Here is a 24426-nt window from a genome sequence, read left to right on the forward strand (position 1 = left end):
ATATTTAAGATTATTATAAACATTCTTCAAATAATATTCAAGCGACTAATCCATAATAAGAATATGGATTAGTCGCTTTTGTAATAATAATGTATGTTTTCGATTAATATAAATTAATTTTCTTTTACACATTCCTTATATTCATCTTATCTTTCAATTTATTTATAAGAACTGTCTTTCCTACACCTCTTAATCCACTAAATATAACTGATTGAATAGGTATATTCATATTTACATTATATCAAATTTTTATGTTCTATACACTAAATACATGTGTATTATCGTAGAAATATTCCTATACGATACTATAACTTTTTATTTTCACTTTATTAGTATGTATTTTTTCACAATTATAACAATTTTTTATTATTCTTTTTTCTTTTTTTCCGTTGTTGTGGTCAAGCTTTTCTGTCATATTTAATGATTTCCGGTGTTCCCCCAATTTTTAAATGGGGGAATAATTTTGAGCATTTGTTGCTTGATTTCAATTTCATTTTTTCCTATTTGGAGAATTCTTTTTATAAAGTTGGGGAGTATTTTTGTTCCCCAACTTTATAATCAGCAATGACTCATAGCTGAAATTCTCACTTTTCGAATTTCTTCATTATAATATTCTTCCAGTGTCTGTGTCTTCGCCACTCCAAATTTCTTAATGTCATTACCGGAGAGAACTGGCTTGTGCTGCCTCCCTCCCAGATTTCTTCCTTTTCATGACAACATCTCTTTCACACAAGTACTTCGATAATCACTTGGTGATATTTTATATTTTTCTTTAAATACTCGGTTAAACGTTCTCTGACTTTCAAATCCACTATCCAGACAAATATTTGTAATAGAATCACTCGTATTTTCCAAACGATGGCATGCATAGTTCAGCCTTGCATCGTTAAGATATTGATTAAAGTTTCTATGGAATGTCTTGGAAAAGAGTCTGGATAAAACATATTTGCCCACGCCCAGGTCTTTTGCCATCTCTTCTAACGAAAACTTCTTCTTGAAATTTGCTGATATATAGGAAACTGTCTGGTAAATAAGATCATTGCTCCCAACACTGCTCTTTTCTACCAAATTTAATTTTCCTATGCAGCGTGCCAACACAATTTGAAGATATGCCTGTGCAACAGTAATATCCGACTGTTCTGTCTCTAAAATTGCATTTATAACCCTATATACCTCCGGTTCAACCTTTTCCGCTTTGATGATTGGGTATTCAGGAGCCATGGATTGCATGATATCTGCAAATTTGTCTATCGAAAATGGCGATGCAATCAGATAAGTCGCTTTATTTACACCGGGTGTCAGTACCTGATAGTGATGAATAACATCTGGAAATACAAAGCCTATATCTCCTTTTTCCATATGGTATAGTTCCTGTCCGACACCAAGTTCTAATGATCCACTTGTTACACAAACGATCTCCAGTGCATTATGAAGATGTGGTTCAATATGTTTTGACTTCCTATTTATTGCTATAATCTCCTCTTTTGTGTCAACATATTTTAACTGCATGAAATACTCCCCTTTGCAACATTTGTCTATATCTTCTTTCGATTTGGCAAGCAATCCTTTTACACCTATCTTATAATCAACTTGTAAATAAGGAAAGGAGGAATTGCAAATGAGCAACCTAAAAAAATATATGAATGACCTTTTAGTATTCTACACTGAATATTTTGAGCATCCTTACCATGTATAAATACTAAAAGGACTATTTTGTGAAAACTGAATATTTTCTTAAGGCCATTTCACAAAAATGAAGTGGTCCTTTTTTATTTTCAAAATACAGTTCTATCACTTTATATATAGAAAAAAGCACTGTCTCATCGAGCAACGACCAGACAACGCTTTCTCCTGTCAATTCTAATTTATGTCTGATGCATCCGTTACTTCATCTGCAGTAATTTTTTTTTCTGCTTTCAGTTTTTTATTTGCATCTTCTACATTCATTCTTGAAAGTGCAAACATAATCAATACATCAAAGATTAACGGAAGCCAAAGATACATAAACTGCATCATGTCAAGTGCAGACTGCGGCTGAGTTGCATTTGTTCCGACATATCCACTGAACTCAAGCATCCATCCAACAACAGCGGTTCCAATACCTCCACCGATTTTTACGCCAAGAGAAGTACAAGAATACATCGTTCCGTCAATTCTCTTTCCCTGTGTAAGATAAGTGTATTCAGAGCAGGATGCGATAACTGCATTCATATCTCCCTGCCATGGTCCCTGACCTAAGGCTGCAAGAGCTGTAAACGCCATCATCAGCGGAACACTGCCCATATATCCGGCAACAACAACAAGTGCTCTACCAATGACTGCTAAAACATAACCTCTTAAGTTCAGTTTATACATACCTTTCCATTTACCAACTAATGTCGGTGTGAAAATCAGGGCAATGATCAGTGGAATATTTACTGCCCATGCAAATTGTCCAAACAAGTTCTTATTTTTCAGTACCCATGTCATGTAATAAATGCCAGCTCCAATCATGGCACCATATAACTGCTGTAAAATATATGTTCCACAAATCATCATGTAATATTTGTTTTTAACAAGAAGTTTGAATGCCTGTACCATTCCGTACTTTTCATTATCATCCTTTACTTCTCCTTCGTTAAGTTCTTCCTCAGGAAGTTCCTTAACAGAAAGTGCTGAAATCGTATTTATAACAAGACCAATGATTGCATAGATAATAGCAACCATTCTCCATGCTGCAGCATCTCCACCACATTTATCTACAAATCCAACTGTAATTGCCTGAATCAGAAGACTTGTTGAAAACGCAAAAATAAAACGATAAGATCCCATCTGCACACGCTCTTTGCTGTTCTTTGTAATCAGTGACGTAAGTGCTGAATAAGCAATATTGTTTGCTGTATAAAACACACCATTTAACAGTGTGTAAGAGATAAAGAACCATGCATATTTAGCCGTTGTTCCCAAGCTGACCGGTACTGCAAAACAGCAGACCAGCGTAATGGCACAACCAATATATCCGTATAGCATCCAGGGTTTCGCTTTTCCCATTTTACTGTGTGTTTTGTCAATCATTGCTCCAAAAAATATATCCGTAAAACCATCAAATAGTTTTGATACGGCAATCAGGGTACCTACGACACCTGCAGCAAGTCCTACCGAGTCCGTCAGATAGACCATCATAAAAGATGTCAGGAACGCATAGACTACATTACCTGCAATATCACCTGATCCGTATCCAATTTTGTTATACCATTTCAAATACTTTTTTTCTTCCATAGAATTTCTCTGCTCCTCATCTTCATCGCACTTAGAATCTCAATATGGCTAACCATATGATATCTAATTCTGTTTTTTTCTCTGATTTTGTCTGATTGCTCTGTATATCCGGATTTTACATTACAATCAGACTCTCTTTCCTTGTTTACGGGTTACATGAAACTTTATTATCCCTTTACATACGGTATCAGTGTAAACTTAAACCGGAATAATACATCATCAAATCGGTACTGCTCCAATACAACTGGACCACAACTATTAGAACCAATGCCATTTAATGCGTAGTCAACACAGAATACTACACTATCTGATTCTATTAATTCATAATTATGCTTTTTCTTCTCAAGTTCTTCCTGTGTATAATAAGAAGCATTGAATGAAAATGCCTTTTCTGCGGATGCCACAATTCCATATCGGCTGTTGTTAAGCTCTACATATTCACAATCATAATGGCTTCCATTTTCCTGTGGACGGATATAGTCCTCATGTAAATCCCCTACATCTGCCCGGTACAAACCGTGGCTCGCAGCCTGATGTTTATCACAATAACTTTCCTGTGGTCCCATTCCAAAGTATCTTACAGCTGAAAGTTTTTTATCCAGGAACATCCTCACACCAAATCTCGGAAGATCCGGGAATTCATCGTCTTTTGTTACTGCAATATCTGCATCAATCTTTCCAGCAGCTTCTATTTTCCATGTAATCGTCACATCAAGAATCTTCTGTACTGTCTCTGCCACAACGGAAGCATGGCTTGTAATCTTCACACCATGTTTTCCCTGCACAACCTCTGTCGTATAGGCTCTTGTGTAAGCCTTATCATAGTGGGCTTTCTTCCATTCAGACTTGATGTACATATCGTTATCTGTTGGAGCTCTCCAAATATTTAATTCCATCGGATGGTTCAAGTATTCCCGCCCTGCGAATTTCATCTCTATAAAGAGTGCAGTACGTTTGTCTATGGTATAGGCAAATTCACGCCCCTTGATATGAATCTGTGTATCATTTTCATTTACCTGTAATTCAGAGTCCACTACTGTTTTTGGTATCCATTTCTCTGCAAGTTTACATTTTGTATCCTCTTTACTTACCTCAATTTCATCAAATCCAAGAATATGGTCTTCATCCAACAGTGGCAATTCTTTTTTCAGATGGTAAATAAGTTTTAAATAACATTTCCCATTCTCTGGAACATTGATCTTCAGGTTTGTTTTTCCTTCCCCGTGTGGTGCCACAGAAAACTCCGAAAGTATGCCTTTGCTAATCACAAGACCATCCTGTGTCAGCTCATAACTAATCTTCACATAATCTTTCAAGTCATCAAAATCCATGTAGTTATGAAGCACCAGTTCTCCGCTTTCTTTGTTATAGGAAATAACTCTTGCCGGGCGATAAACATTCTTGTATTCCAAAAGTCCTGTATGTGCCGTTCTGTCCGGATATACTAATCCATCCATACAGAAGTTGCCATCATGAATTTCTTCGCCATGGTCGCCCCCATAAGCATATATAGTCTTTCCATTCTCAGCAGTTCCATGAGCAATCGCATGGTCACACCATTCCCAGACAAAGCCGCCGCACATTTTATCATTATCCTGAATCATCTGGAAGTAATCTTCAAAATCTCCAGGTCCATTTCCCATGCTGTGACAGTACTCTACCAAAAGGAATGGTTTGCTTCCATCTTTATCCAGATATTCCTGAATTTCGGAAAGCGCCGGGTACATCCGGCTGTACATATCCAGATTGCTGTAATCATATGTTTCATCATAATTACGGTATCTTGCACTCTCATATTGTGTGATACGGTCTGGATCAAAATTCTTTGTCCATTCCAGTGCTTTTTCAAAGTTGCAGCCATAAGCACTCTCATTTCCCATTGACCACATAACAATACAGAAACGGTTTTTGTCACGTTCCACCATGAGTTTTACGCGATCAACGATTGCCTTTTCCCATACCGGATCATCTGCAATCTTCTCATTCCATCGTTTGAATCGATTGTAATCAGTGTCTTCTTTTCTGTAGAGCATAAATGGACCATGAGCTTCAATATCTGCTTCATCTATTACCATAAATCCATACTTGTCACACATTTCATAGAAAAATGGTGCGTTCGGATAGTGGCTGGAACGGATCGCATTAAAATTATGCTGCTTCATTAATGTAAGATCGGTTGTAATCTGTTCCGGATTGATTGTAAATCCAGTAACCGGATCAGAATCATGTCGATTGACACCACGGAATTTAATCTTCTGTCCATTTAAATAAATAACCTGGTCTTTAATCTCTATCTTTCTTAATGCAATGTGATCTACAATTACTTCATTCTCTGTTTCAAGAATCAGTTTATATAGATATGGATTTTCTGTATTCCAAAGTTCCGGACTTGCGATTTCTAATACAGCTGTTCCTTCTTCAGCAATACTTCCTAGTGCTACAACTGCTCCGTTTCTATCTTCAATCGAAATTTTTACATTTAACGGAGAGTAGAATTTCATTTCAATTTCTACTTTCGCAAGCATATCCTCAATTCTTGTTTTAATATGATAATCACTGATTGCCTGTTTTGGGCGTTTCAAAATGTACACATCCCGGAAAATACCACTCATACGGAATTTGTCCTGATCTTCCAAATAGGAACCATCACACCACTTCATTACCAACACTGCCACCGTATTCGTTCCATCCTGAAGTACATCGGTAACATCAAACTCACTGGTCATATGCGAAACCTGGCTGTATCCTATGTAAGAGCCATTGATCCATACGTAAAAGCAACTGTCTACTCCTTCAAAGTTCAAAAAAGATTTTGGTGCTTTCTCATCTCTACTGTACTCAAAAGTATGTACATAGGCTCCACACGGAATGTCCTGTGGCACATATGGTGGATCAAACGGAAATGGATACCGGATGTTTGTATACTGGTGTGTATCATATCCAGCCATCTGCCATACACTTGGAACCTGAATCTCCTCAAAATTTTCTGTATCATAATTCTTCTCAAAGAAAGAATCCTGAATGTCATAGATGCTGTTAAAATACTGGAATTTCCAAGTTCCATTCAATAACTGCATACGATCTGACTCTTCTCTGTGTTCCACCAAGTTATCCATTCTTCCGGATGCTGGAATATAATAGGCTCTGGCTGGCATTGTGTTTTCGTGAAGTACGCTTAGATTTTCATAATAACGTGGTACAATCATAAATAACTCTCCTCCAATACATATACTTTTTTGTTCTTTGTTTTCCTAAAGCAAACCTTATACTTTACTTTTTGTTTACGTTCCTTAGTTATGCTATGTATATAGCTTATCCTAATTTGCAAAATATGTCTATGAATTAGATTAGACAAAATATGCACTAAATGATACAATGATAAAAAATACGAAAAGAGGTGCTGTCCCATGTATTTGAACACCGGTTATTTGAACCACTCACATATGGATTTCAAAGACAAAAGTCGTCCGCTGATTGTCGGTAGCTGTGGTACTTACCGTCTTTCCAGACATCCCAAACTTCCGACCTACCGTCCAAGGGGGCGTCTGGATTATCAGATTATATATATCACTGCTGGTTGTGGGCATTTTCATTTTGATAATGTAAATAATGAAACGATTGTTCCAGCCGGCAACATTGTACTGTACAGACCGAAAGAACTCCAAAAATATGAATATTACGGAGAAGATAAGACAGAAGTATACTGGATTCACTTCACAGGAAGCAATGTGAAAAATATCTTACGTCAATATGGGTTTCCGGATAAAGAACGTGTCTTTCAAGTGGGTACATCTAATGAATATGAACAAATTTTCAAACGTATCATTATCGAGCTCCAACGCTGTCAAGATAATTATGAGGAAATGCTTGTCCTTTTGCTACGTCATCTTCTGATTAGTTTCCACCGGGAACTGACTAGAGAGCACATATTAAAAAATGAATATCTTGATCATGAGATGGATAATGCTGTTACCTTTTTCAGTGAAAACTACAGTCAAAATATCAATATTGATGATTATGCTGCCTCACGAGGCATGAGTGTCAGCTGGTTTATCCGAAATTTCAAAAAATATACCGGTTCTACACCAATGCAATTCATTGTGGGAATCCGCATCAACAATGCTCAGATGTTACTTGAAACAACAACTTATTCCATCAATGAGATTTCTAAGATTGTCGGATATGATAACCAGCTTTATTTCAGCCGGCTTTTTCACAAGCTGAAAGGATATTCGCCGAGAGAATACCGAAAGCTGAGAAACAAATTCTGAAATGAGTCGAGGGTGCGGACATTTGGTGTTATTAAATGGGACAGATATTATAAAAGACTATTCAGAAGAGGCATGGAAAACGTAAATTTGGAATTAACGCTGACTGCCTGTGCTTTTAATCTTTATAAATATCATAATATACGTAATAGATTGAAGCTTATTGCCTGACTATCGGTAACTGAATATATCGAAAAAAGCTCTTATTAACATAGGGCTTATTAAAGTACCCTAAAAATCGACGATAATTATAAATTAACATAAGAAACAGAGATGCATTGGCAACAGCCAATGCATCTCTGCTAATTAAGGACTTTTTTTACAGCCCCCTAACCATACGTTAGTTTTCTTTTACCAATCATCTTCATCGTCATCATCCCAGCCTGACACCATATGTATTTCTCCTGTGTCCAGATCAAAAGCCATATTATCAGACATTCTGTTCATCATATGACCATCTGAATCAAATCCAGTATCTCCGCTTCCAAAAATAAAATCGCCATCTTCTAAATCAAAAATACTCATGCCGTTCCACCTCCTGCGCTCGTTTTTCCTATTCATGTTTACCTAACTCAATAATATTTTTTACCAATCCATTTAATTCGTTTATCTTTTCAGCAATTTCAGTGTCCTTTGGTTTACAACCCACCGAGATAATATTAGTTAGCATTCCTTCAATTTTTCCTTTATCCGTACTGTAATGATAAGAAAGCATTCCATCATCTTCTTTATAATATAATCCCTGCTTAGCCCAATACTCAGCCTCACGATGACATTGTTCTTTATATTCTTTGATTAACTCGTCGTCATCCTTATCGTTAAACATAATCGTTCTTTCTCGATAAAGAATATCTGTATATTCGTCTAATTGCTGTTTCAATTGCTCCAAAGCATCCCTGTTATGCTTAATAGCTTTATCTAATACACTTCCAACCATTGGATTTTTATTTTTAATCATAATTGCAACAACTCTATTCAAATACGGAAACATAAAAGTGTGTTCTCTTTTATGAATGTCCTCAATTACGAATTCTTCTGTATAATATTCAATTATTTTTTCATCCGCATTTGCTATCGTTTCAATCAACTCATCATCCCTTTGTTCTTCTAACCTCTCCCCACGGTTATCGAATATAGTCAAGTTATATATTGCCGGATTGACTCTTGCATTTAATTCTTCCAAACATTCATAATCATGATTTTCGATAGCTAACGTTATAGCTTTTGTTCTTAATCGTTCTTCATATACTAAGCTTTCAGGTACTCCTAATCTGTGAGCTATCGGCCAAATATCGTTATATCCAATCTCTCGTCTTTTAATATCAGTCGACAGACCAAAATTAAACCCTCTCTCCCACTTACTATTATCCACAAAATTAAGATGCCCTGTTTTCATCAGATACTTAATGAAATCATAGTTATGAAATTCGAGAGCATAATCAACCACAGATTTACCATATTCATCATAATTTAAAAACAGTTTATCCTCTCGGTTCATATATGATTCCCAGACTTTTTTATCCTTTGAGAATGCCACTTCATAATTTGTAATATGACTTTTTACCGGCTTATAACATTTACCGGCACTAAGAATCTGTTCACAGGACACGTCTAGAAGTTCACAGAATATTGGGAGATCATAAGTCTGAACTGTTCCCTCTCCTCTTGTTATTGCAGATATTTTAGTGGTGAATTTTTCTAGTAATGCTTCATCTACTTTACCATCGCGCATCTCAAGAAACGCCTTGCAAAATTGTCTCTGAGATTTATACTTATCTAATATTAATTTTTTCAGATATTTTCCTGTCTTTTTCTTATTATCTTCAACCTTAAACATCGCTTTCTCCTGTTTATTTATTATCGGCTTATCTTCATACTACATCTTTTTTTCAAGAAGCGATACCCCCAAATTTCCATACATAAAATATGGTGAAATCATATATCTTAAATCATGTATGGTTTTACCATATATAATTTATTATAACAAACGTTATTATGGGCTTTTATTCACATACTAAAAGTAGCTTTTTTGCTGTCATGATGACAACAAAAAGGAGCCAAACAATCCGTCTGACTCTGCAAAATCTAAATATATTTTTCTTTTTTAGTAGCAACGGAAAGAGAGGGACTCGAACCGAGCATCTCAGCCTTGAAAGGGCTGCGCCCTAACCTTTAGACTAGGGGACCTTGCACAGACTCATTTATCTGAATCTACATTTTTTCATGCACCTATTTGCATGTTCGTTTTATTATCAATAACTATAATGTCGTCAATAGGTACGTTAAATATTGTTGCCAACACGATAAAATTATCCAGTGTTGGCATTGCAGCACCATTCTGCCATTTGTATATTGCATTTGGAGTTGCAAATCCAAGCATCATCTGTAAATCTTTGACAGATAATCCTGCTTTCTTTCTTAAATCCATGATTCTTATTCCTGTACCAACTGTATCTATTGTGGGTAATGTAAACATCTTTATTTCCTCCATTCAAACTTGCTAATCAATTCTCCGGTGGCATAAAATGCTTACTTTTTTTGCATAAAAAATACCACCTATCTTCCAAAAAGATAAGCGGTTAATGAAAATCGAATTTTTGTTTTTGCCACAATGACATCTATAGCAATCATGTTCGTTTTCGCATTTTGCTTACCGTTTTGGAGTGCACACAAACTAAACTCTGTTCATATTCCTGAACGAGCTGCTGTTCGTACTGATAGCTATAGTAGTTTGCAAAATTGAATCTAAACATAATCTTTTTTCTTTCCCGATGGATTTGTCCACCGCATTTAATCTTTCTTATAGTCCTAATGTGACATAATTTTTTCTATTTGTCATTCTTCTCGTGGGAGAAAGTTTAAATCATAATTTACGGAAGCACAAATTGAATCACAAGTCCTGCCATTGCGCAAACAACAAGAGCCAATGCATCACCAATAAAAAATCCCTTTATGTGAAACCAATAATCTCTATACTCTTTGACCATATCCTCTGTCCCCTTGAAAACAAAGTAAGGATCATGGCAAAACCATATTATATCAAGTACTATTGCATCGTATGCATTAACTATGGTCCATAATAGGAATCCATATCCAAAACCTTCAGCAAATGTAGTGTATCCGTTTACAAAGCAAAGGATCAAACTAAGAATGATTACAAACAACACAGATGCTATGCACTTTGCGACAATCTTATTTTCCTGTGTTGGTATTTAATCCTTGTATTCATCCAGTTCTCTTACCCTCTCCTGTATCTTTGGTGGGTAGTTATATGGAGTCTTAATCGGTTTTCTCGACATGATGTAAACCATCAATGTAAAAATCAAACATAATACAATACTCTCAATTACTAATAGCATATTTTCCCCTCACAATCGATGTTTTTTAGCGTTCATTACGACAAACTGGAATTTGGAGTGTACTTTATAAATTTTTTCCGATTTTCTCAAGTTCGTTCATGGAATTCTTATTTTTTTCAAGTTCATCTCTGGCTGTTGCATAATATGATTTATTGAAAAGCATGTCCCATGAAAGATATTTTGCCATACAGTCAAACTGCTTATCAATCAGCTCATACTGGATACTGTCTACGGGAGAACCACCTACAACAATCGTGCCCACTTTTTTATTTTTTAACTGCAATCCACGGCAGTAGCACTTATCAATGACTAATTTCAATTGTGCTGACATTCCCCACCAATAAACTGGCGTAGCAAAAAGAATCATATCTGCGGCAGCAATTTTATCAATTGTGGGATTTGTATCATCCTTATCGACGCATCCCTTAGAGCATTGACAGACACCACATCCCTTGCATGGTGCAATGTTGAGTTTGTCGGGTTCAATGATTTCAATTTCATTCTTTTCTGACGCTCCTTTTATAAATGCATTGATTGCTGTCAGCGTGTTTCCTTTTCTGGCACTTCCATTAATGATTACAATTTTCATGCGTGTATCCTCCAACTTTCGATTTTACTTTGTAACTATGACTTTTCCTTCTGAATCCAGAAGAGGTGTAATAGCCGCTCCATATCCAGATTTCCAACAAAGATAGTTAACCCCAGTCTCCTTATCTACAAGGATTTGGCGAACTCCTTCATCCTTAAGTTGACTTCCGTCTCTAAATGTAACTTCAAATCTTTCTTCTTTCTTTGCCATGTTTATTTCTCCTTTTTTCAAGCGTTAAATTCCGATTTATTTAGCTCTAAAAACTAAAATTTTCAAACTTTTTATTTTTTAATTCTACCACACCCACCTCCCCTTATTCAATTACTGTTTTTCTTTCTCCAGCCTTTCCATCTTCTCATACATATTTGTATTATAAAGTCTGTAAAGTTCACTGTCTTTTGTTATCACATTGTCAAACGGTACCATTCTGCTTCCGCATTTTATCAATCCGCATCCTGACGGTGAATCTATCACATAGTTAAGCTGCTCTTCTGATATTTCCAGTGACTCCACTATCTTTTCTATGTCCTTGCTTGACTGATTTAAAAGTAGTATGAATGCAGAGTTTGAAAGCATTGTTGTACTCGTTTCACTAATAAGAAGGTCCACTATGTTCTGTGTTATTCCTGTGCAAATTCCTCCCTGCTTTCTTACCTTTTTCCACATCTGGCGTAGATATTCTGCACTGAACGGTGAATTTAAAAGAACATACACTTCATCAATGCAAAACCATATTGCTCTTCCCCTTTCTTGCTAATCCAATACCTAAATTAACTGTTGTGGTTGTTTTTCCTACTCCACCATTCTGGTTTGCTATTGCAATTACCTTACACATTTCTTTCTTCCTCCTTATACATTTTTTAGAATGAAAACTCATATCGGCTCTGATTATTCTGTTACATTTTCGTCTTACTAAAGAAACAGGAAGACTTCGTATCTAATTTGGTTGAACCAAAATTTTCCCAAATCAAACCAAAATAAACCAAAATTCTACGATAAGACGTGATAATTTATGATATTTTATGAATTTAAGATATTTTTAATTTTCAGGATTCAGAAAGCAAAAAAAATCCCTCAAACATACTAAAAATAGTACATTTAAGGGATTTTCTCCTCTATAATGTGGGTTTTCACCCATTATAAAATAGAATTCTTTTTTATAAAATCAAGTTATGATAACTTATGATTTACTGCATCTGTTTTGCAACTTCTGCAGCGAAGTCTTCTTCTTTCTTTTCAATACCTTCGCCTGTTTCAAATCTTACAAAGCTCTTAAGTGCAACTGTAGCACCAACTTCTTTTGAAACTTCAGCTAAGTATGCTTTTACTGTCTGCTTTCCGTCTGCAGCCATAACGTATGTCTGATCAAGAAGACATACTTCTTTTAACTGCTTTGAAATACGACCTTCAACTAAGCCGTTGAAAATCTTGTTATCCATAATTGCTTCCTTCTTGCTCATTGCAATTGCAGCTAATGCAGCGATTGCTTCTTTTGAAAGGAAGTTGAATAAATACTTGTCATTCTGCTTTTCTTCTAATACAGCCTTGTCTTCAGCATTTAATGCATCTGAAGCAAATGCTTCAGCGAAGATATCCTTCTGGATTGGCTTTGGAAGTGATGATACATCATTTAAAGCACTGTCAATTGTGATTTCTCTCATCTTAGCAAGTTCTTCATCTGAGATGTCTTCTCTGCTAACGTACTGAGGGCTCATAGCTGCAATCTGCATAGCTACTGTCTTAATTGCTGCTACAACTGTATCGTTTGCTGGAGCATCAGCGTCAACTAATACACCAATCTTTCCACCAGCGTGGATGTATGAAGCAAGAACTCCGTCTGATTCAATCTTCTTGAATCTTCTGATATTCATGTTTTCACCGATTACTGCGATCTGTGAAACTAATTCGTCTTTAACTGTCTTTGTTGTATCAAGTGCCCATGGTTCAGCCATGAATGCGTCCATGTCTGCTGCATCAGAATCAAGAATCTGATTTGCAACGTTTGATACGAATGTCTGGAATTTTTCGTTCTTAGCAACGAAGTCTGTTTCTGAGTTAACTTCAACGATTGCTGCCTTGCCGTCTTTTACTGCTGTAAATACAACACCTTCTGCTGCAATTCTTCCTGATTTCTTAACTGCTGTAGCTTCGCCTTTTTTTCTTAAGATTTCGATAGCTGCTTCCTGATCTCCATCTGTTTCTACTAAAGCTTTCTTACAAGCCATAACACCAGCGCCTGTTAATTCTCTTAATTCTTTTACCATTGCTGCTGTGATTGTCATAATTATATCCTCCTAAAAACTATATCTTATTCTTCTGTTGCTTCTTCAGCTGCATCTTCAGCTACCATTTCTTCACCCTGGTTTGCTTCGATAACAGCATCAGCCATCTTAGAAACGATAAGTTTTACTGCTCTGATAGCATCATCGTTACCTGGGATAACATAGTCTAATTCTTCTGGGTCACAGTTTGTATCTGCAATACCGATTAATGTAATTCCAAGTGAATGTGCTTCCTGAACACAGATTTTTTCCTTCTTAGGATCTACTACAAAGATAGCATCTGGGATTCTCTTCATATCCTTGATACCGCCAAGGTTCTTTTCAAGCTTGTCCCATTCCTTCTTGATGTTAACAACTTCTTTCTTAGGAAGAACATCAAATGTTCCATCTTCTGCCATCTTTTCGATGTCTTTTAATCTCTTAATTCTTGACTGGATAGTCTTGAAGTTTGTAAGCATACCTCCAAGCCATCTTTCGTTAACGTAGTACATTCCACATCTTTCAGCTTCTGTCTGAACAGCTTCCTGAGCCTGTTTCTTTGTACCAACGAAAAGAATTGTACCGCCTTCTGCTGCGATATCTGAAACTGCCTTGTAAGCTTCATCTACTTTACCTACTGACTTCTGTAAGTCGATGATGTAGATACCATTTCTTTCTGTGTAGATGTATTCTGCCATTTTAGGGTTCCATCTTCTTGTCTGATGTCCGAAATGAACACCTGCTTCTAATAACTGTTTCATTGAAATAACGCTCATTCTTATACCTCCTGGTTTTTTTAAATTAATTATTGATACTGTTCCGGTTGTTAACCCGGCATATATCATGCCTTCCATCTGCTTCACCAAATCAGACAACCCCGAGCGTGGGCACCGGTCTGACTCTCCACAGATGTGCTTAATGCAACTCAAATATCATAACACAAAAAAAAGCAGTATGCAACTGCTTTCTTTCGTATAAATTATGTTTTTTATAAAATTCTCATTCAGACTTTCACACAATTTTTCCACAACATTCTTTTGCTATGTTGTCATATTGTTTTTTAGTTAGCCTGCTTTTCTTTCTTAAGTTCTGTAACATAACCACACTGTGGATCTGCACATGCAAGCTTGTTACCTTTTTCAACCATATAGCCTCCACACTGTGGACACTTTTCTGCAGAAGGTTTCTGCCATGACATAAAATCACATTCAGGGTTATCTATACAACCATAATATCTTCTGCCCTTCTTGGTTTTCTTAAGTAATACATCCTTTCCACACTTTGGACAAGGAACACCAATCTTTTCTAAGTATGGTTTTGTATTTCTACATTCAGGAAATCCCGGACAGGCAAGAAACTTACCATGTGGGCCGTATTTAATTACCATACGTCTTCCACATTCTTCACAGATTTCATCAGATTCTTCATCTGCAATGTCAATCTTTTCTAAGTTCTTTTCAGCATTTTCTACCTGTTCTTTTAAGTCAGGATAGAAGTTTCTGATAACTGTCTTCCATTCTATTGTACCTTCTTCAACTGCATCAAGAAGTGATTCCATGTTAGCTGTAAACTGTGTGTCTACAATAACACTAAACTCTGTTTTCATTACATTGTTTACTGCTTCACCTAACTCTGTAACATAAAGATTTTTCTTTTCTCTTGTTACATAACGTCTTGCAATAATTGTTGTAATAGTCGGAGCATAAGTGCTTGGTCGTCCAATACCCTGTTCTTCCATTGCCTTTACAAGTGCTGCTTCCGTAAAATGTGCAGGTGGCTGTGTAAAGTGCTGATTTTCTTCAAACTTTTCAAATTCAAGTTTTGAATCTTTTTCAAGCTTTGCAATGGTGTTGTTTGTAACAACTTTCTCATTATCACTGTCTGTATAGACTTTCATAAAACCGTCAAAATCAAGTTTTGATGTTGATGCATTAAAAATATACTTTCCTGCATTAACTTTTACGTTAGTTGTTTCGTAAACTGAATTTTCCATACGGCTTGCAACAAATCTTCTCCAGATAAGCTGATATAATCTAAATAAATCTCTTGGAAGCTGGTCTTTTACTTCTTCAGGCATTAAGTTTACATCTGTAGGTCTGATTGCTTCGTGAGCATCCTGAATCTTCTTGTTTGACTTCTTTGAGTTAATCTCTTTAGCCATATATGAATCGCCATATTTGCTTTCGATAAATTCCTTTACCTGAACTTCTGCTGTTTCTGATACTCTTGTGGAATCAGTTCTCAAATATGTTATAAGACCTATTGTTCCTCTGCCCTTAATGTCAACACCCTCATACAACTGCTGAGCTATTCTCATTGTCTTCTGTGTTGAGAAGTTAAGCGCCTTTGAAGCTTCCTGCTGCAATGTACTTGTTGTAAAAGGTATAGGTGCTTTTCTTGTTCTGCTTCCCTTTTTAATGTCCTTAACAGTAAACTCACTGTCTTTTAATTCCTTAACAATTCCGTCTAACTGTTCTTTTCCGGTAATTTCTAATTTACCCTTGTTGTCACCATAAAAGCTTACTGTAAATTCTTTATTTTTGTGCTTTAATACTGCATCCATATCCCAATATTCTTTTGGAATAAATGCGTTTATTTCATCTTCTCTGTCACAGAGCATTTTTAATGCTACAGACTGAACTCGTCCTGCACTTAAACCTCTTTTAATCTTCATCCATAATAGCGGACTAATGCTATATCCCACCATTCTGTCTAATACTCTTCTTGCCTGCTGGGCATCAACTAATCCCATTTCTATATCTCTTGGATGTTTTAATGACTCTTTTACTGCCTGCTTTGTAATTTCATTAAAAGTAATTCTGTAAGTCTTCTTTGGATCTAATTTCAAGGCTATTGATAAGTGCCATGAAATTGCTTCTCCCTCACGGTCCGGGTCAGTTGCCAAATATACTTTGTCTGCTTTTTTTGCATAGCGACGAAGTTCTGCCAACTTGTCTCCCTTTCCCCTAATTGTAATGTACTTTGGTTCGTAGTCATTTTCCATGTCTATTCCCATTGTACTTTTAGGAAGATCTCTAACGTGTCCATTTGAAGCAACTACTTCATAGTTAGAGCCCAAAAACTTTTTAATAGTCTTAACTTTAGCCGGTGATTCCACAATCACAAGATATTTTGCCATAAACATCTCCTTAAAATATTTTCGCTGTTGTCGTTAAGCCTTTGAATAATAATTTTCTGATGGCTGCTCTACCAGTCCCATTAACTGAAGTTTTAGCAGCATACCTGTAAGTTCTTCATACTTAAAACCTGTTTCATTCATCAGTTCATAAATATTTTTCGGCTGTAAACGTAACCCACTATACAACAAGGCTAAATCTTTTTCAAGACTTTTTTCTTTTTGTTTTTTCTCATTTTCGTTTTTTGAACCACTATATTGTATGTCATTTAGCACGTCGTTAGCACCTGTAATTATGCCTGCTCCTGCCCTTATGAGACAGTTGCATCCATCGCTTAATTTCTCGCCCACTCTACCCGGTACTGCCATTACGTCTTTCCCCTGTTCCAATGCCCATTCTACGGTAATCAGGGAACCACTTTTCTCTCTTGCCTCAACTACTATAACCTTGTCCGAAAGTCCGCTTATAATTCTATTTCTAAGAAGAAAATGCCAGGCTATTGGTCCTGCCCCCGGAGGATACTCAGAAATTATTCCACCATTTTTTAAAATATCATTATAAAGTTCTATATTTTCTGTTGGATAGCAAACATCCACACCACTTCCAAGTACTGCAAATGTTGGCGTTCCACCTTCCAAAGCTCCTATCTGACTATAAGTGTCTATGCCTCTTGCCATTCCGCTTATAATCTGAACTCCGTTTTCCGACAGCTCTCTTGCCAATGCTCTTGCCATTTTTCTTCCATAATTAGAGCACGCTCTTGCCCCTACCATTGCCACTACAGGCTTGTCCCTGTCAGGCAGTCTTCCTTTATAAAATAAATATTCCGGTCTATGATCATAAGGCAACAACTTAGCCGGGTAATCCCTGTCATTTACTGATACAACTTTTATGCCCTGTTTTTCTAATTCCTTTATGTAGTTTTTGTCCTTTAATTTTTCCAGCTGTTCTTTGTATTCACTGCCTCTTTTATTGTTTATTTTTTTATTTTCATTTGTATTTGAATTTTTATTTATGTTTTTATTTGTATTATCCATATTTATTTGAAAAGCACCGGTCTGTAACTTACAGCCTCAGCTATATCCCCCTGTTGTATTTTTTCGTGTTGTTTTAAATCTGCTATTGTTCTAGCCACTTTTATGATTTTGTCATAAGCTCTTATACTTAAATCCATTGTAGTATATATTTTTTCCATTAAATGCTGTTCTTCTTTGTTAAGCTTGCAGTATTTCTTTATGTTTTCGCCTGAAAGCTGACTGTTAAACTTAAACTTCTCATTGGCATACCTTTCACGCTGAATCTGAACAGCCCTATTTACTCTTTCTTTGATGGTTAAAGAATCTTCCGGCTGTTCTTCTTTTTCCAATTGAAAATATGTAACCTGATTCATATGCACGCACAAGTCTATTCGGTCTATTAGCGGACCGCTTATTTTTTCCATGTATTTCTTTACTTCCTGCTCTGTGCAAGTACATTTGTTCATGTCAGGGTAGTAACCACATTTGCAGGGATTCATTGCCCCTATCAAAATAAATTTAGCCGGAAATTCATATGTTCCTCCGCTTCGGGACACAATAATCTTCTCATCCTCCAATGGTTGTCTTAATGTTTCAATTACCTGCCTTGAAAATTCAGGCAATTCGTCAAGAAACAGTATTCCCCCGTGCGCCTGTGTAATCTCCCCGGGTTTAGGATTAAATCCACCTCCAATCATTGCCGAAACTGTTGCCGTGTGATGTGGACTTCTCACAGGTCTGGTCTTCACAAGGCTTCCTGAAAGATTTCCTGCCACACTTTGTATTTTTGATATTTCTATTTGTTCTTCCAATGTCATGTCAGGAAGTATGGATGGCATTGTTTTTGCTATAATGGATTTTCCTACTCCCGGACTTCCCATCATTAACATATTATGCATTCCTGCCGCCGCTATTTCCGATGCTTTCCTTGCCTGAATCTGTCCTTTTATATTTTTAAAATCGTATTTGTAATCTTCTGTTTCCTGTGGAATGATTTTTATTTCAGGCGGTTTCATATTAGTTGCCAAAATCATTACCAGTTGATTAAGATTCTCTACCCCGATTATTTCCAAGTCTTTTATAAAATCACATTCGCCTACGTTTTCAATTGGAACATAGCACTTCTTAATTCCCTGTTCCATCGCTGACAGCGCCAGTGGCAACACTCCGTTAATCTTTACAATGTCCCCGTTAAGGCTTAATTCTCCTATGAACATTTTGTCATCTACTGTGCAGTTAATCAGTCCCATTGACATAAGTATGGATACTGCCACAGGCAGGTCAAAATAGGTTCCCGTCTTTCTAATATTAGCCGGCGAAAAATTTATTGTAATTCGCTTAGGCGGTATCATAAAACCTGAATTCTTAATTGCTGTTCTAACACGTTCTCTGGATTCTTTAATATTGGATGCTAAAAGGCCTACCATATCAAAAGATGGCAGGCCATTACATACGTCTGTTTCCACAATAACAGGTTGGGTGTCAATTCCGGTTATTGCGGCACATTTTATCTTACATACCATATAAGTCCCCCGCTTTCCTTTAGTATTTTGATTATATATTTAGTTTTGTTTTTTAACAAAATCTAACATATTTTCTGACTATTTTTCTTTATTTCTGAAGCCAGTTTATGTTGCATTTTGTTTTAAGTGTTTCATTTGTAATGTAGTTTTATCACATTCTATATGAATTATCAAGAGCTTTTTTTAATTTTTCTAAAGCTCTTTTTTCTATTCTGCTTACATAGCTTCTTGATATGCCAAGTTTTTCCCCAACCTTTTTCTGAGTCATTGGCTTCTTGCCATCCAATCCGTATCTCCAGACAATTATTTCTTTTTCTCTTTCATTTAAAATCTGTGCCACATATTTCTGAACAAGGCTGATATTCTCGGCTTTTTCTATTTGTTCAAGCGTATCCATTTCATCATTTTCAACCACGTCTATAAGGCTTATGGTATTTCCCTCTTTGTCCGTTCCAATAGGCTCGTTTAATGACACATCCTTGCTTCTCTTTTTTTCCGCTCTAAGCATCATTAGAAGTTCGTTTTCTATACACTTTGCAGCGTAAGTTACAAGGCGATTCCCCTTGTCAGGATTATATGTGTTAACAGCTTTTATAAGTCCAACTATTCCAATGGAAATAAGATCCTGGTTTTCCCTGTTCTCATCATAATATTTTTTTACAACATGGGCAACAAGTCTTAAATTCCTCTCAATCAGTATGTCCTTAGCTTTTTTATCCCCAAGCCTCATTTTTTCGATATAAATCTTTTCTTCATCAGGGGTAAGAGGTTCCAAAAAAGTTTTCAAGCCGGATACCTTTCGACATACTTAATCTAGTTTATGCTTTACCTGACTTCTTTGTGCCTGTACTCTAAAAAGAAAAAAACTTGAAAAGTTACTTATCTAAGTTCTCTCCAAGTCTTTTTATATTAACATTTATTCTGCTTTCATTCTAAGTATGTCTCCGGCCTCCGGTACCTGGTCAAGCTTTATTGTAATAATCTGCTTTGGATGCGGACAACTTTCCATTGCCACTCCATCCTGATCTGTAATCGATATTACATTAGCTTCAATATCTCTTCCGTCAGCTTTCATTATTTCGATTTTATCACCTACGCAGAATTTGTTTTTCTGCTCAATTACAAAACTTCCATCTTCCAAAGGTTCCCCTGATATTCCAAGATATACATAATCTCGTTCATAAACGTTACAATCATATATCTGTGTTGTTTCATCAGGTTTTCCAAAGAAAAATCCTGTTGTATACTGTCTGTAAGTACACTGTGAAATTAGTGTTTTGTATTTTGGAATGTTTTCTTCGTACTTCTTTGGATTTTCAAAATAATCATCAATTGCCATTCTGTATGTTCTGGCAACTGTTGCCACATAAAGAGCTGTCTTCATTCTTCCTTCTATTTTGAAGCTGTCAATTCCTGCGTCCACAAGTTCAGGAATATGGTCAATCATGCATAAATCCTTTGAGTTGAAAATGTATGTTCCACGCTCATTTTCTTCTACAGGCATATATTGGCCCGGTCTTGATTCTTCCACTACTGCATATTTCCATCTGCAAGGATGAGTGCAGGCACCTTTATTTGCATCTCTTCCCGCCATAAAACTACTTAAAAGGCATCTTCCTGAATATGAAATACACATTGCACCATGTACAAAAGTTTCAATTTCCAAATCATCCGGAATATGATTTCTAATATCTTTTATTTCGCTAATTGAAAGTTCTCTTGCTGACACAACTCTCTTTGCACCTAGTGAATGCCAGAAATTGTATGTTCCATAGTTAGTATTGTTAGCCTGCGTGCTTATATGAAGTTCCATGTCAGGCAACATTTCCTTTGCAATTGTAAAAATAGCAGGATCAGCAATAATAAGCGCATCCGGCTTTACTTTTTTCAAGTCATTGAAATATGCCTTAACCGGTTCAATATCACTGTTATGAGCCAAAATATTGGCTGTAACATACACTTTTACGTTATATCTGTGGGCAAATTCCACCCCTTCTTTCATCTCTTCCAATGAAAAATTTTTAGCTTTTGCTCTTAAGCCAAAAACTTCACCACCTATATATACAGCATCTGCTCCATATCTCACAGCAGTTTTTAAAACTTCCAAACTGCTTGCAGGAACTAATAATTCAGGTTTTTTCATCTTTAAATCCTTTCCTCATTATTCATCTATCAAAATAGTATCTTGTATATAATATCTTTTTTCAAATATTATTTCTTCACTGATATTGTTATTCCATCACCTATTGGAACAATAGTTGTTTCAAGTTCAGGATGATTCTTTACTACTTCCAAATATTCACGCATACGCTTGTGAATTGTTCTGTCACGTCTTCTCACAACGTACTTAGACTGGATAATATCCCCTTCCTGCAAAACATTGTCTGTTATAAGAACAGCCCCCTTCTTCATTAAGCGCATAACTTCAGGTAGAAAATGAATATACTGTGCCTTTGCCGCATCCATAAAAACAAAGTCAAAGCTGTCTCCTTCAAGGCCGGGCATAATTTCCATGGCATCTCCTTCAAGCATTGTAATAACATCTTCCTTATCTGCTTTTTTGAAATTATCCCTTGCCTGAACAATTCTCTTTTCGTAGTTTTCAATTGTTATAATACTTGCGTCCTTTTCAATTGCTTCACTCATTAAAATGGCTGAGTACCCAACTGCAGTACCCAGCTCTAAAATTCTTTTTGGTTTTGTTATTGTAAGCATTACTCTCAAGAAGCTTTCCATTTCCTTTCGGATAATCGGAACTCCGTCAATATGAGCCTGCTGTTCAATTTCTTCCAACACATTATTATTTGGTTTTTCAAGTGAATGCATGTAAGTGACTATTCTCTCATCTACTATCACACTATTCTCCCTTTGATTTCGTAGTTGTTTCCGTTTCTTTCTTGTCCTCTTCCGGACCGGCATTTATAATCTTAAAAATCTCCTCATTGCTCTGAGATGTATTAAAAGAATATGTTCCTGCCTTTATTTTTCTTACTTCATAAAGATATGACTGAACCGTAAAAACTCTTGAACTTTTTATAACATTAAACTCCTCTAATGTTTTTCCAAAACTTTCTATTGAAGTTCCCTCATCAACAGTAAATGTCATATCTGTTCCCGGCTTTGGATCCACACCTTCATTGCTAAAAATCTGTGAGCCAAAACTATATGCCGTTGTGGCACAGACAATGGCAACAACTATCATTACAACATAAACCAATGTTTTTATTGAAAATTTTGCAAATCCCTGTGAGGTCTTTCTATTATCCATGTAAATCTCCATTTCACTCACTTACAAAGCGATGTTCTTTATTACTCAACTTCCATGATAATTGGTAAAATCATAGGATTTCTCTTCATTGTTTTCCAAATATATTCACCAAGGCTGTCTTTTACTACCATCTTAATCTTGCCCCAGTCAGCATTTCTTCTGCTTAAACATTCTTCCAATGCCTCAGTTACCACAACTTTTGCATTTTCGATTAAGTTCTCTGATTCCCTAACATAAACAAATCCTCTTGTTACAATGTCAGGTCCTGCCAATATCTGATTTGTGTATTTTTCAAGTGTTAATACTACTATTATAATTCCGTTTTCAGCAAGGTTCTGTCTGTCACGTAAAACAATATTTCCTACGTCACCTACTCCAAGTCCGTCCACAAGAACTGAACCTGCAGGAACCTTTCCTACTACCTTGGCATCTTCTTTTCCAATACTTAACACATCACCTGATTCCATAAGAAAAACATTCTTCTTAGGAATACCCATTGACTGTGCTAACTTTCCATGTTCCATTAAATGTCTGTATTCACCATGAACAGGTATAGAATACTTAGGTTTAATTAATGAATACATTAACTTAATTTCTTCCTGACACGCATGTCCTGAAACGTGAGTTTCATTAAAAATAACATTTGCGCCCTTCATATAAAGTTCATTAATAACCTTTGATACAGCTTTCTCATTTCCCGGAATTGGTGTTGAACTAAATACAATTGTATCTCCCGGTTTAATCTGTACCTTTCTGTGAATTGATGCAGCCATTCTTGAAAGGGCTGCCATTGATTCACCCTGACTTCCTGTTGTAATAAGTACAAGCTGATCATCTGTATAATTCTTCATTTCTTCAATGCTAATTAATGTATTGTCAGGAATCTTAAGATAATCCATCTCTCTTGCAACAGAAATAATATTTACCATACTACGGCCTTCAACTATAACCTTTCTGTTATATTTGCAGGCTGTGTTAATAATCTGCTGTACTCTGTCCACATTAGATGCAAATGTGGCAATAATAATTCTGCTTTTAGTATTTTCTGAAAAAATATGGTCGAAAGTCTTTCCTACCTTTCTTTCAGATGGTGTAAATCCCGGTCTTAATACGTTAGTACTGTCACACATTAAGGCCAAAACACCTTTCTTTCCTAATTCGCTAAATCTGCATAAGTTAATTGCATCACCAAAAACCGGTGTGTAGTCTACCTTAAAGTCACCTGTATGAACAATTACACCTACAGGTGTGTGGATTGCAAGTGCTGCTGCATCTGCAATACTATGGTTAGTTCTAATAAATTCAATTCTGAAGTCACCTAAATGTATGCTTTGTCCAAACTTAACAACCTTACGCTTTACAACACTTAAAAGGTCATGCTCTGAAAGCTTTCCTTCAATAATGCCCATTGTTAACTTTGTTGCATAAATAGGTACGTTAATCTCTTTTAAAACATATGGCAGAGCACCAATGTGGTCCTCGTGACCATGTGTTATAACGAACCCTTTAACCTTATCTTTATTTTCAAGTAAAAATGTAATATCAGGTATTACACAGTCAATTCCTAACATTTCATCATCAGGAAATGACAAACCGCAGTCAACTACAATAATTCCGTTATTATACTCAAATGCAGTCATGTTCATTCCGATCTGTTCCAGTCCTCCCAATGGAATAACCTTTATTCTTGAACTATCACTCATATTTTTTATTTTTCCTCCTAAATCTCTATTCACGTTCTTCTTTT

At 36.1% G+C, this 24426-nt stretch carries 22 protein-coding genes and 1 pseudogene; 2 read left to right on the plus strand and 21 right to left on the minus strand.

Translation table 11 applies throughout. The annotated features are described in order from the left end of the window. Positions 1-708 precede the first annotated feature (708 nt). The 3 genes from NQ558_RS11295 to NQ558_RS11305 all read right to left on the minus strand — a co-directional run bounded on the left by NQ558_RS11295 (position 709) and on the right by NQ558_RS11305 (position 6464). Positions 709-1509, minus strand: coding sequence for a helix-turn-helix domain-containing protein (locus tag NQ558_RS11295; RefSeq protein ID WP_005360213.1), 801 nt, complete (start codon positions 1507-1509; stop codon positions 709-711). Positions 1510-1860: 351 nt separating this feature from the next. Further along, complete coding sequence (locus NQ558_RS11300; RefSeq protein ID WP_005360212.1) at positions 1861-3258, minus strand: MFS transporter; 1398 nt, start codon at positions 3256-3258, stop codon at positions 1861-1863. 167 nt (positions 3259-3425) lie between these two features. Next, positions 3426-6464 carry a glycoside hydrolase family 2 TIM barrel-domain containing protein gene (locus NQ558_RS11305; RefSeq protein ID WP_005360211.1) on the minus strand — a complete coding sequence of 1013 codons (3039 nt, stop codon included), beginning with the start codon at positions 6462-6464 and terminating at the stop codon, positions 3426-3428. 237 nt (positions 6465-6701) lie between these two features. Here NQ558_RS11305 and NQ558_RS11310 point away from each other — a divergent pair, with 237 nt between their 5' ends. Both NQ558_RS11310 and NQ558_RS13235 read left to right on the plus strand, forming a co-directional pair. Next, positions 6702-7529 carry an AraC family transcriptional regulator gene (locus tag NQ558_RS11310; protein ID WP_459539770.1) on the plus strand — a complete coding sequence of 276 codons (828 nt, stop codon included), beginning with the start codon at positions 6702-6704 and terminating at the stop codon, positions 7527-7529. Between the two features lie 12 nt (positions 7530-7541). Then, positions 7542-7697 (plus strand): transposase, encoded by a 156-nt coding sequence (locus NQ558_RS13235; RefSeq protein WP_156774953.1) that lies wholly within the window; start codon positions 7542-7544, stop codon positions 7695-7697. Between the two features lie 180 nt (positions 7698-7877). Here NQ558_RS13235 and NQ558_RS11320 read toward each other — a convergent pair whose 3' ends face one another. From NQ558_RS11320 to NQ558_RS11405, 18 genes and pseudogenes are all read right to left on the minus strand, one after another. After that, positions 7878-8051 (minus strand): hypothetical protein, encoded by a 174-nt coding sequence (locus tag NQ558_RS11320; protein WP_198006729.1) that lies wholly within the window; start codon positions 8049-8051, stop codon positions 7878-7880. A 28-nt stretch (positions 8052-8079) separates the two neighbouring features. After that, positions 8080-9363, minus strand: coding sequence for a hypothetical protein (locus tag NQ558_RS11325; RefSeq protein ID WP_005360208.1), 1284 nt, complete (start codon positions 9361-9363; stop codon positions 8080-8082). Between the two features lie 384 nt (positions 9364-9747). Next, the gene (locus NQ558_RS11330; RefSeq protein ID WP_040446287.1) at positions 9748-10002 is read right to left on the minus strand and encodes a helix-turn-helix domain-containing protein; all 255 of its coding nucleotides are present in this window, start codon (positions 10000-10002) and stop codon (positions 9748-9750) included. A 394-nt stretch (positions 10003-10396) separates the two neighbouring features. Further along, a complete protein-coding gene (locus NQ558_RS11335) occupies positions 10397-10693 on the minus strand; it encodes a hypothetical protein (protein ID WP_084812534.1) in 297 nt (98 codons plus the stop codon). A gap of 256 nt (positions 10694-10949) precedes the next feature. After that, positions 10950-11474, minus strand: a complete 525-nt coding sequence (locus NQ558_RS11340; protein WP_195557905.1) for a flavodoxin family protein — start codon at positions 11472-11474, stop codon at positions 10950-10952. A gap of 24 nt (positions 11475-11498) precedes the next feature. Further along, entirely contained in the window at positions 11499-11684 is a 186-nt protein-coding gene (locus NQ558_RS11345; protein ID WP_005342831.1) for a DUF6440 family protein, read from the minus strand. Positions 11685-11795: 111 nt separating this feature from the next. Next, positions 11796-12188 (minus strand): hypothetical protein, encoded by a 393-nt coding sequence (locus NQ558_RS11350; RefSeq protein WP_259907583.1) that lies wholly within the window; start codon positions 12186-12188, stop codon positions 11796-11798. Positions 12189-12198: 10 nt separating this feature from the next. After that, positions 12199-12309: pseudogene (locus tag NQ558_RS11355) on the minus strand (ParA family protein); the annotation flags it as partial. A 352-nt stretch (positions 12310-12661) separates the two neighbouring features. Further along, entirely contained in the window at positions 12662-13756 is a 1095-nt protein-coding gene (tsf, locus tag NQ558_RS11360) for a translation elongation factor Ts (protein ID WP_005360179.1), read from the minus strand. A 26-nt stretch (positions 13757-13782) separates the two neighbouring features. Then, positions 13783-14511 carry a 30S ribosomal protein S2 gene (gene rpsB / locus NQ558_RS11365; protein WP_040446438.1) on the minus strand — a complete coding sequence of 243 codons (729 nt, stop codon included), beginning with the start codon at positions 14509-14511 and terminating at the stop codon, positions 13783-13785. A 284-nt stretch (positions 14512-14795) separates the two neighbouring features. Continuing rightward, a complete protein-coding gene (gene topA, locus NQ558_RS11370) occupies positions 14796-16874 on the minus strand; it encodes a type I DNA topoisomerase (protein ID WP_005360176.1) in 2079 nt (692 codons plus the stop codon). Between the two features lie 33 nt (positions 16875-16907). Further along, positions 16908-17909 (minus strand): DNA-processing protein DprA, encoded by a 1002-nt coding sequence (dprA, locus tag NQ558_RS11375; RefSeq protein ID WP_005360175.1) that lies wholly within the window; start codon positions 17907-17909, stop codon positions 16908-16910. Positions 17910-17911: 2 nt separating this feature from the next. Beyond that, positions 17912-19411 carry a YifB family Mg chelatase-like AAA ATPase gene (locus NQ558_RS11380; RefSeq protein WP_005360174.1) on the minus strand — a complete coding sequence of 500 codons (1500 nt, stop codon included), beginning with the start codon at positions 19409-19411 and terminating at the stop codon, positions 17912-17914. A gap of 151 nt (positions 19412-19562) precedes the next feature. Next, complete coding sequence (sigK, locus tag NQ558_RS11385; RefSeq protein WP_040446282.1) at positions 19563-20198, minus strand: RNA polymerase sporulation sigma factor SigK; 636 nt, start codon at positions 20196-20198, stop codon at positions 19563-19565. 129 nt (positions 20199-20327) lie between these two features. After that, complete coding sequence (locus tag NQ558_RS11390; protein WP_005360171.1) at positions 20328-21554, minus strand: peptidase U32 family protein; 1227 nt, start codon at positions 21552-21554, stop codon at positions 20328-20330. 68 nt (positions 21555-21622) lie between these two features. After that, positions 21623-22267: an O-methyltransferase gene (locus NQ558_RS11395; RefSeq protein ID WP_040446281.1), complete on the minus strand. Its 645-nt coding sequence runs from the start codon at positions 22265-22267 to the stop codon at positions 21623-21625. Between the two features lies 1 nt (position 22268). After that, positions 22269-22679: an endolytic transglycosylase MltG gene (locus NQ558_RS11400; protein ID WP_005360167.1), complete on the minus strand. Its 411-nt coding sequence runs from the start codon at positions 22677-22679 to the stop codon at positions 22269-22271. 41 nt (positions 22680-22720) lie between these two features. After that, complete coding sequence (locus tag NQ558_RS11405) at positions 22721-24382, minus strand: ribonuclease J (RefSeq protein ID WP_005360166.1); 1662 nt, start codon at positions 24380-24382, stop codon at positions 22721-22723. Positions 24383-24426 lie beyond the last annotated feature (44 nt).

The organism is Eubacterium ventriosum, assembly GCF_025150745.1.
Classification (GTDB): Bacteria; Bacillota; Clostridia; order Lachnospirales; family Lachnospiraceae; genus Eubacterium_G; species Eubacterium_G ventriosum.

Excerpts from the sequence above, each read along its gene's own strand:
- NQ558_RS11295 (WP_005360213.1), bottom strand. The coding sequence starts at position 1,509 with ATGCAGTTAAAATATGTTGACACAAAAGAGGAGATTATAGCAATAAAT.
- NQ558_RS11300 (WP_005360212.1), bottom strand. The coding sequence starts at position 3,258 with ATGGAAGAAAAAAAGTATTTGAAATGGTATAACAAAATTGGATACGGA.
- NQ558_RS11305 (WP_005360211.1), bottom strand. The coding sequence starts at position 6,464 with ATGATTGTACCACGTTATTATGAAAATCTAAGCGTACTTCACGAAAAC.
- NQ558_RS11310 (WP_459539770.1), top strand. The coding sequence starts at position 6,702 with ATGGATTTCAAAGACAAAAGTCGTCCGCTGATTGTCGGTAGCTGTGGT.
- NQ558_RS11320 (WP_198006729.1), bottom strand. The coding sequence starts at position 8,051 with ATGAGTATTTTTGATTTAGAAGATGGCGATTTTATTTTTGGAAGCGGA.
- NQ558_RS11325 (WP_005360208.1), bottom strand. The coding sequence starts at position 9,363 with ATGTTTAAGGTTGAAGATAATAAGAAAAAGACAGGAAAATATCTGAAA.
- NQ558_RS11330 (WP_040446287.1), bottom strand. The coding sequence starts at position 10,002 with ATGTTTACATTACCCACAATAGATACAGTTGGTACAGGAATAAGAATC.
- NQ558_RS11340 (WP_195557905.1), bottom strand. The coding sequence starts at position 11,474 with ATGAAAATTGTAATCATTAATGGAAGTGCCAGAAAAGGAAACACGCTG.
- NQ558_RS11345 (WP_005342831.1), bottom strand. The coding sequence starts at position 11,684 with ATGGCAAAGAAAGAAGAAAGATTTGAAGTTACATTTAGAGACGGAAGT.
- tsf (WP_005360179.1), bottom strand. The coding sequence starts at position 13,756 with ATGACAATCACAGCAGCAATGGTAAAAGAATTAAGAGAATTAACAGGC.
- rpsB (WP_040446438.1), bottom strand. The coding sequence starts at position 14,511 with ATGAGCGTTATTTCAATGAAACAGTTATTAGAAGCAGGTGTTCATTTC.
- topA (WP_005360176.1), bottom strand. The coding sequence starts at position 16,874 with ATGGCAAAATATCTTGTGATTGTGGAATCACCGGCTAAAGTTAAGACT.
- dprA (WP_005360175.1), bottom strand. The coding sequence starts at position 17,909 with ATGGATAATACAAATAAAAACATAAATAAAAATTCAAATACAAATGAA.
- NQ558_RS11380 (WP_005360174.1), bottom strand. The coding sequence starts at position 19,411 with ATGGTATGTAAGATAAAATGTGCCGCAATAACCGGAATTGACACCCAA.
- NQ558_RS11390 (WP_005360171.1), bottom strand. The coding sequence starts at position 21,554 with ATGAAAAAACCTGAATTATTAGTTCCTGCAAGCAGTTTGGAAGTTTTA.
- NQ558_RS11400 (WP_005360167.1), bottom strand. The coding sequence starts at position 22,679 with ATGGATAATAGAAAGACCTCACAGGGATTTGCAAAATTTTCAATAAAA.
- NQ558_RS11405 (WP_005360166.1), bottom strand. The coding sequence starts at position 24,382 with ATGAGTGATAGTTCAAGAATAAAGGTTATTCCATTGGGAGGACTGGAA.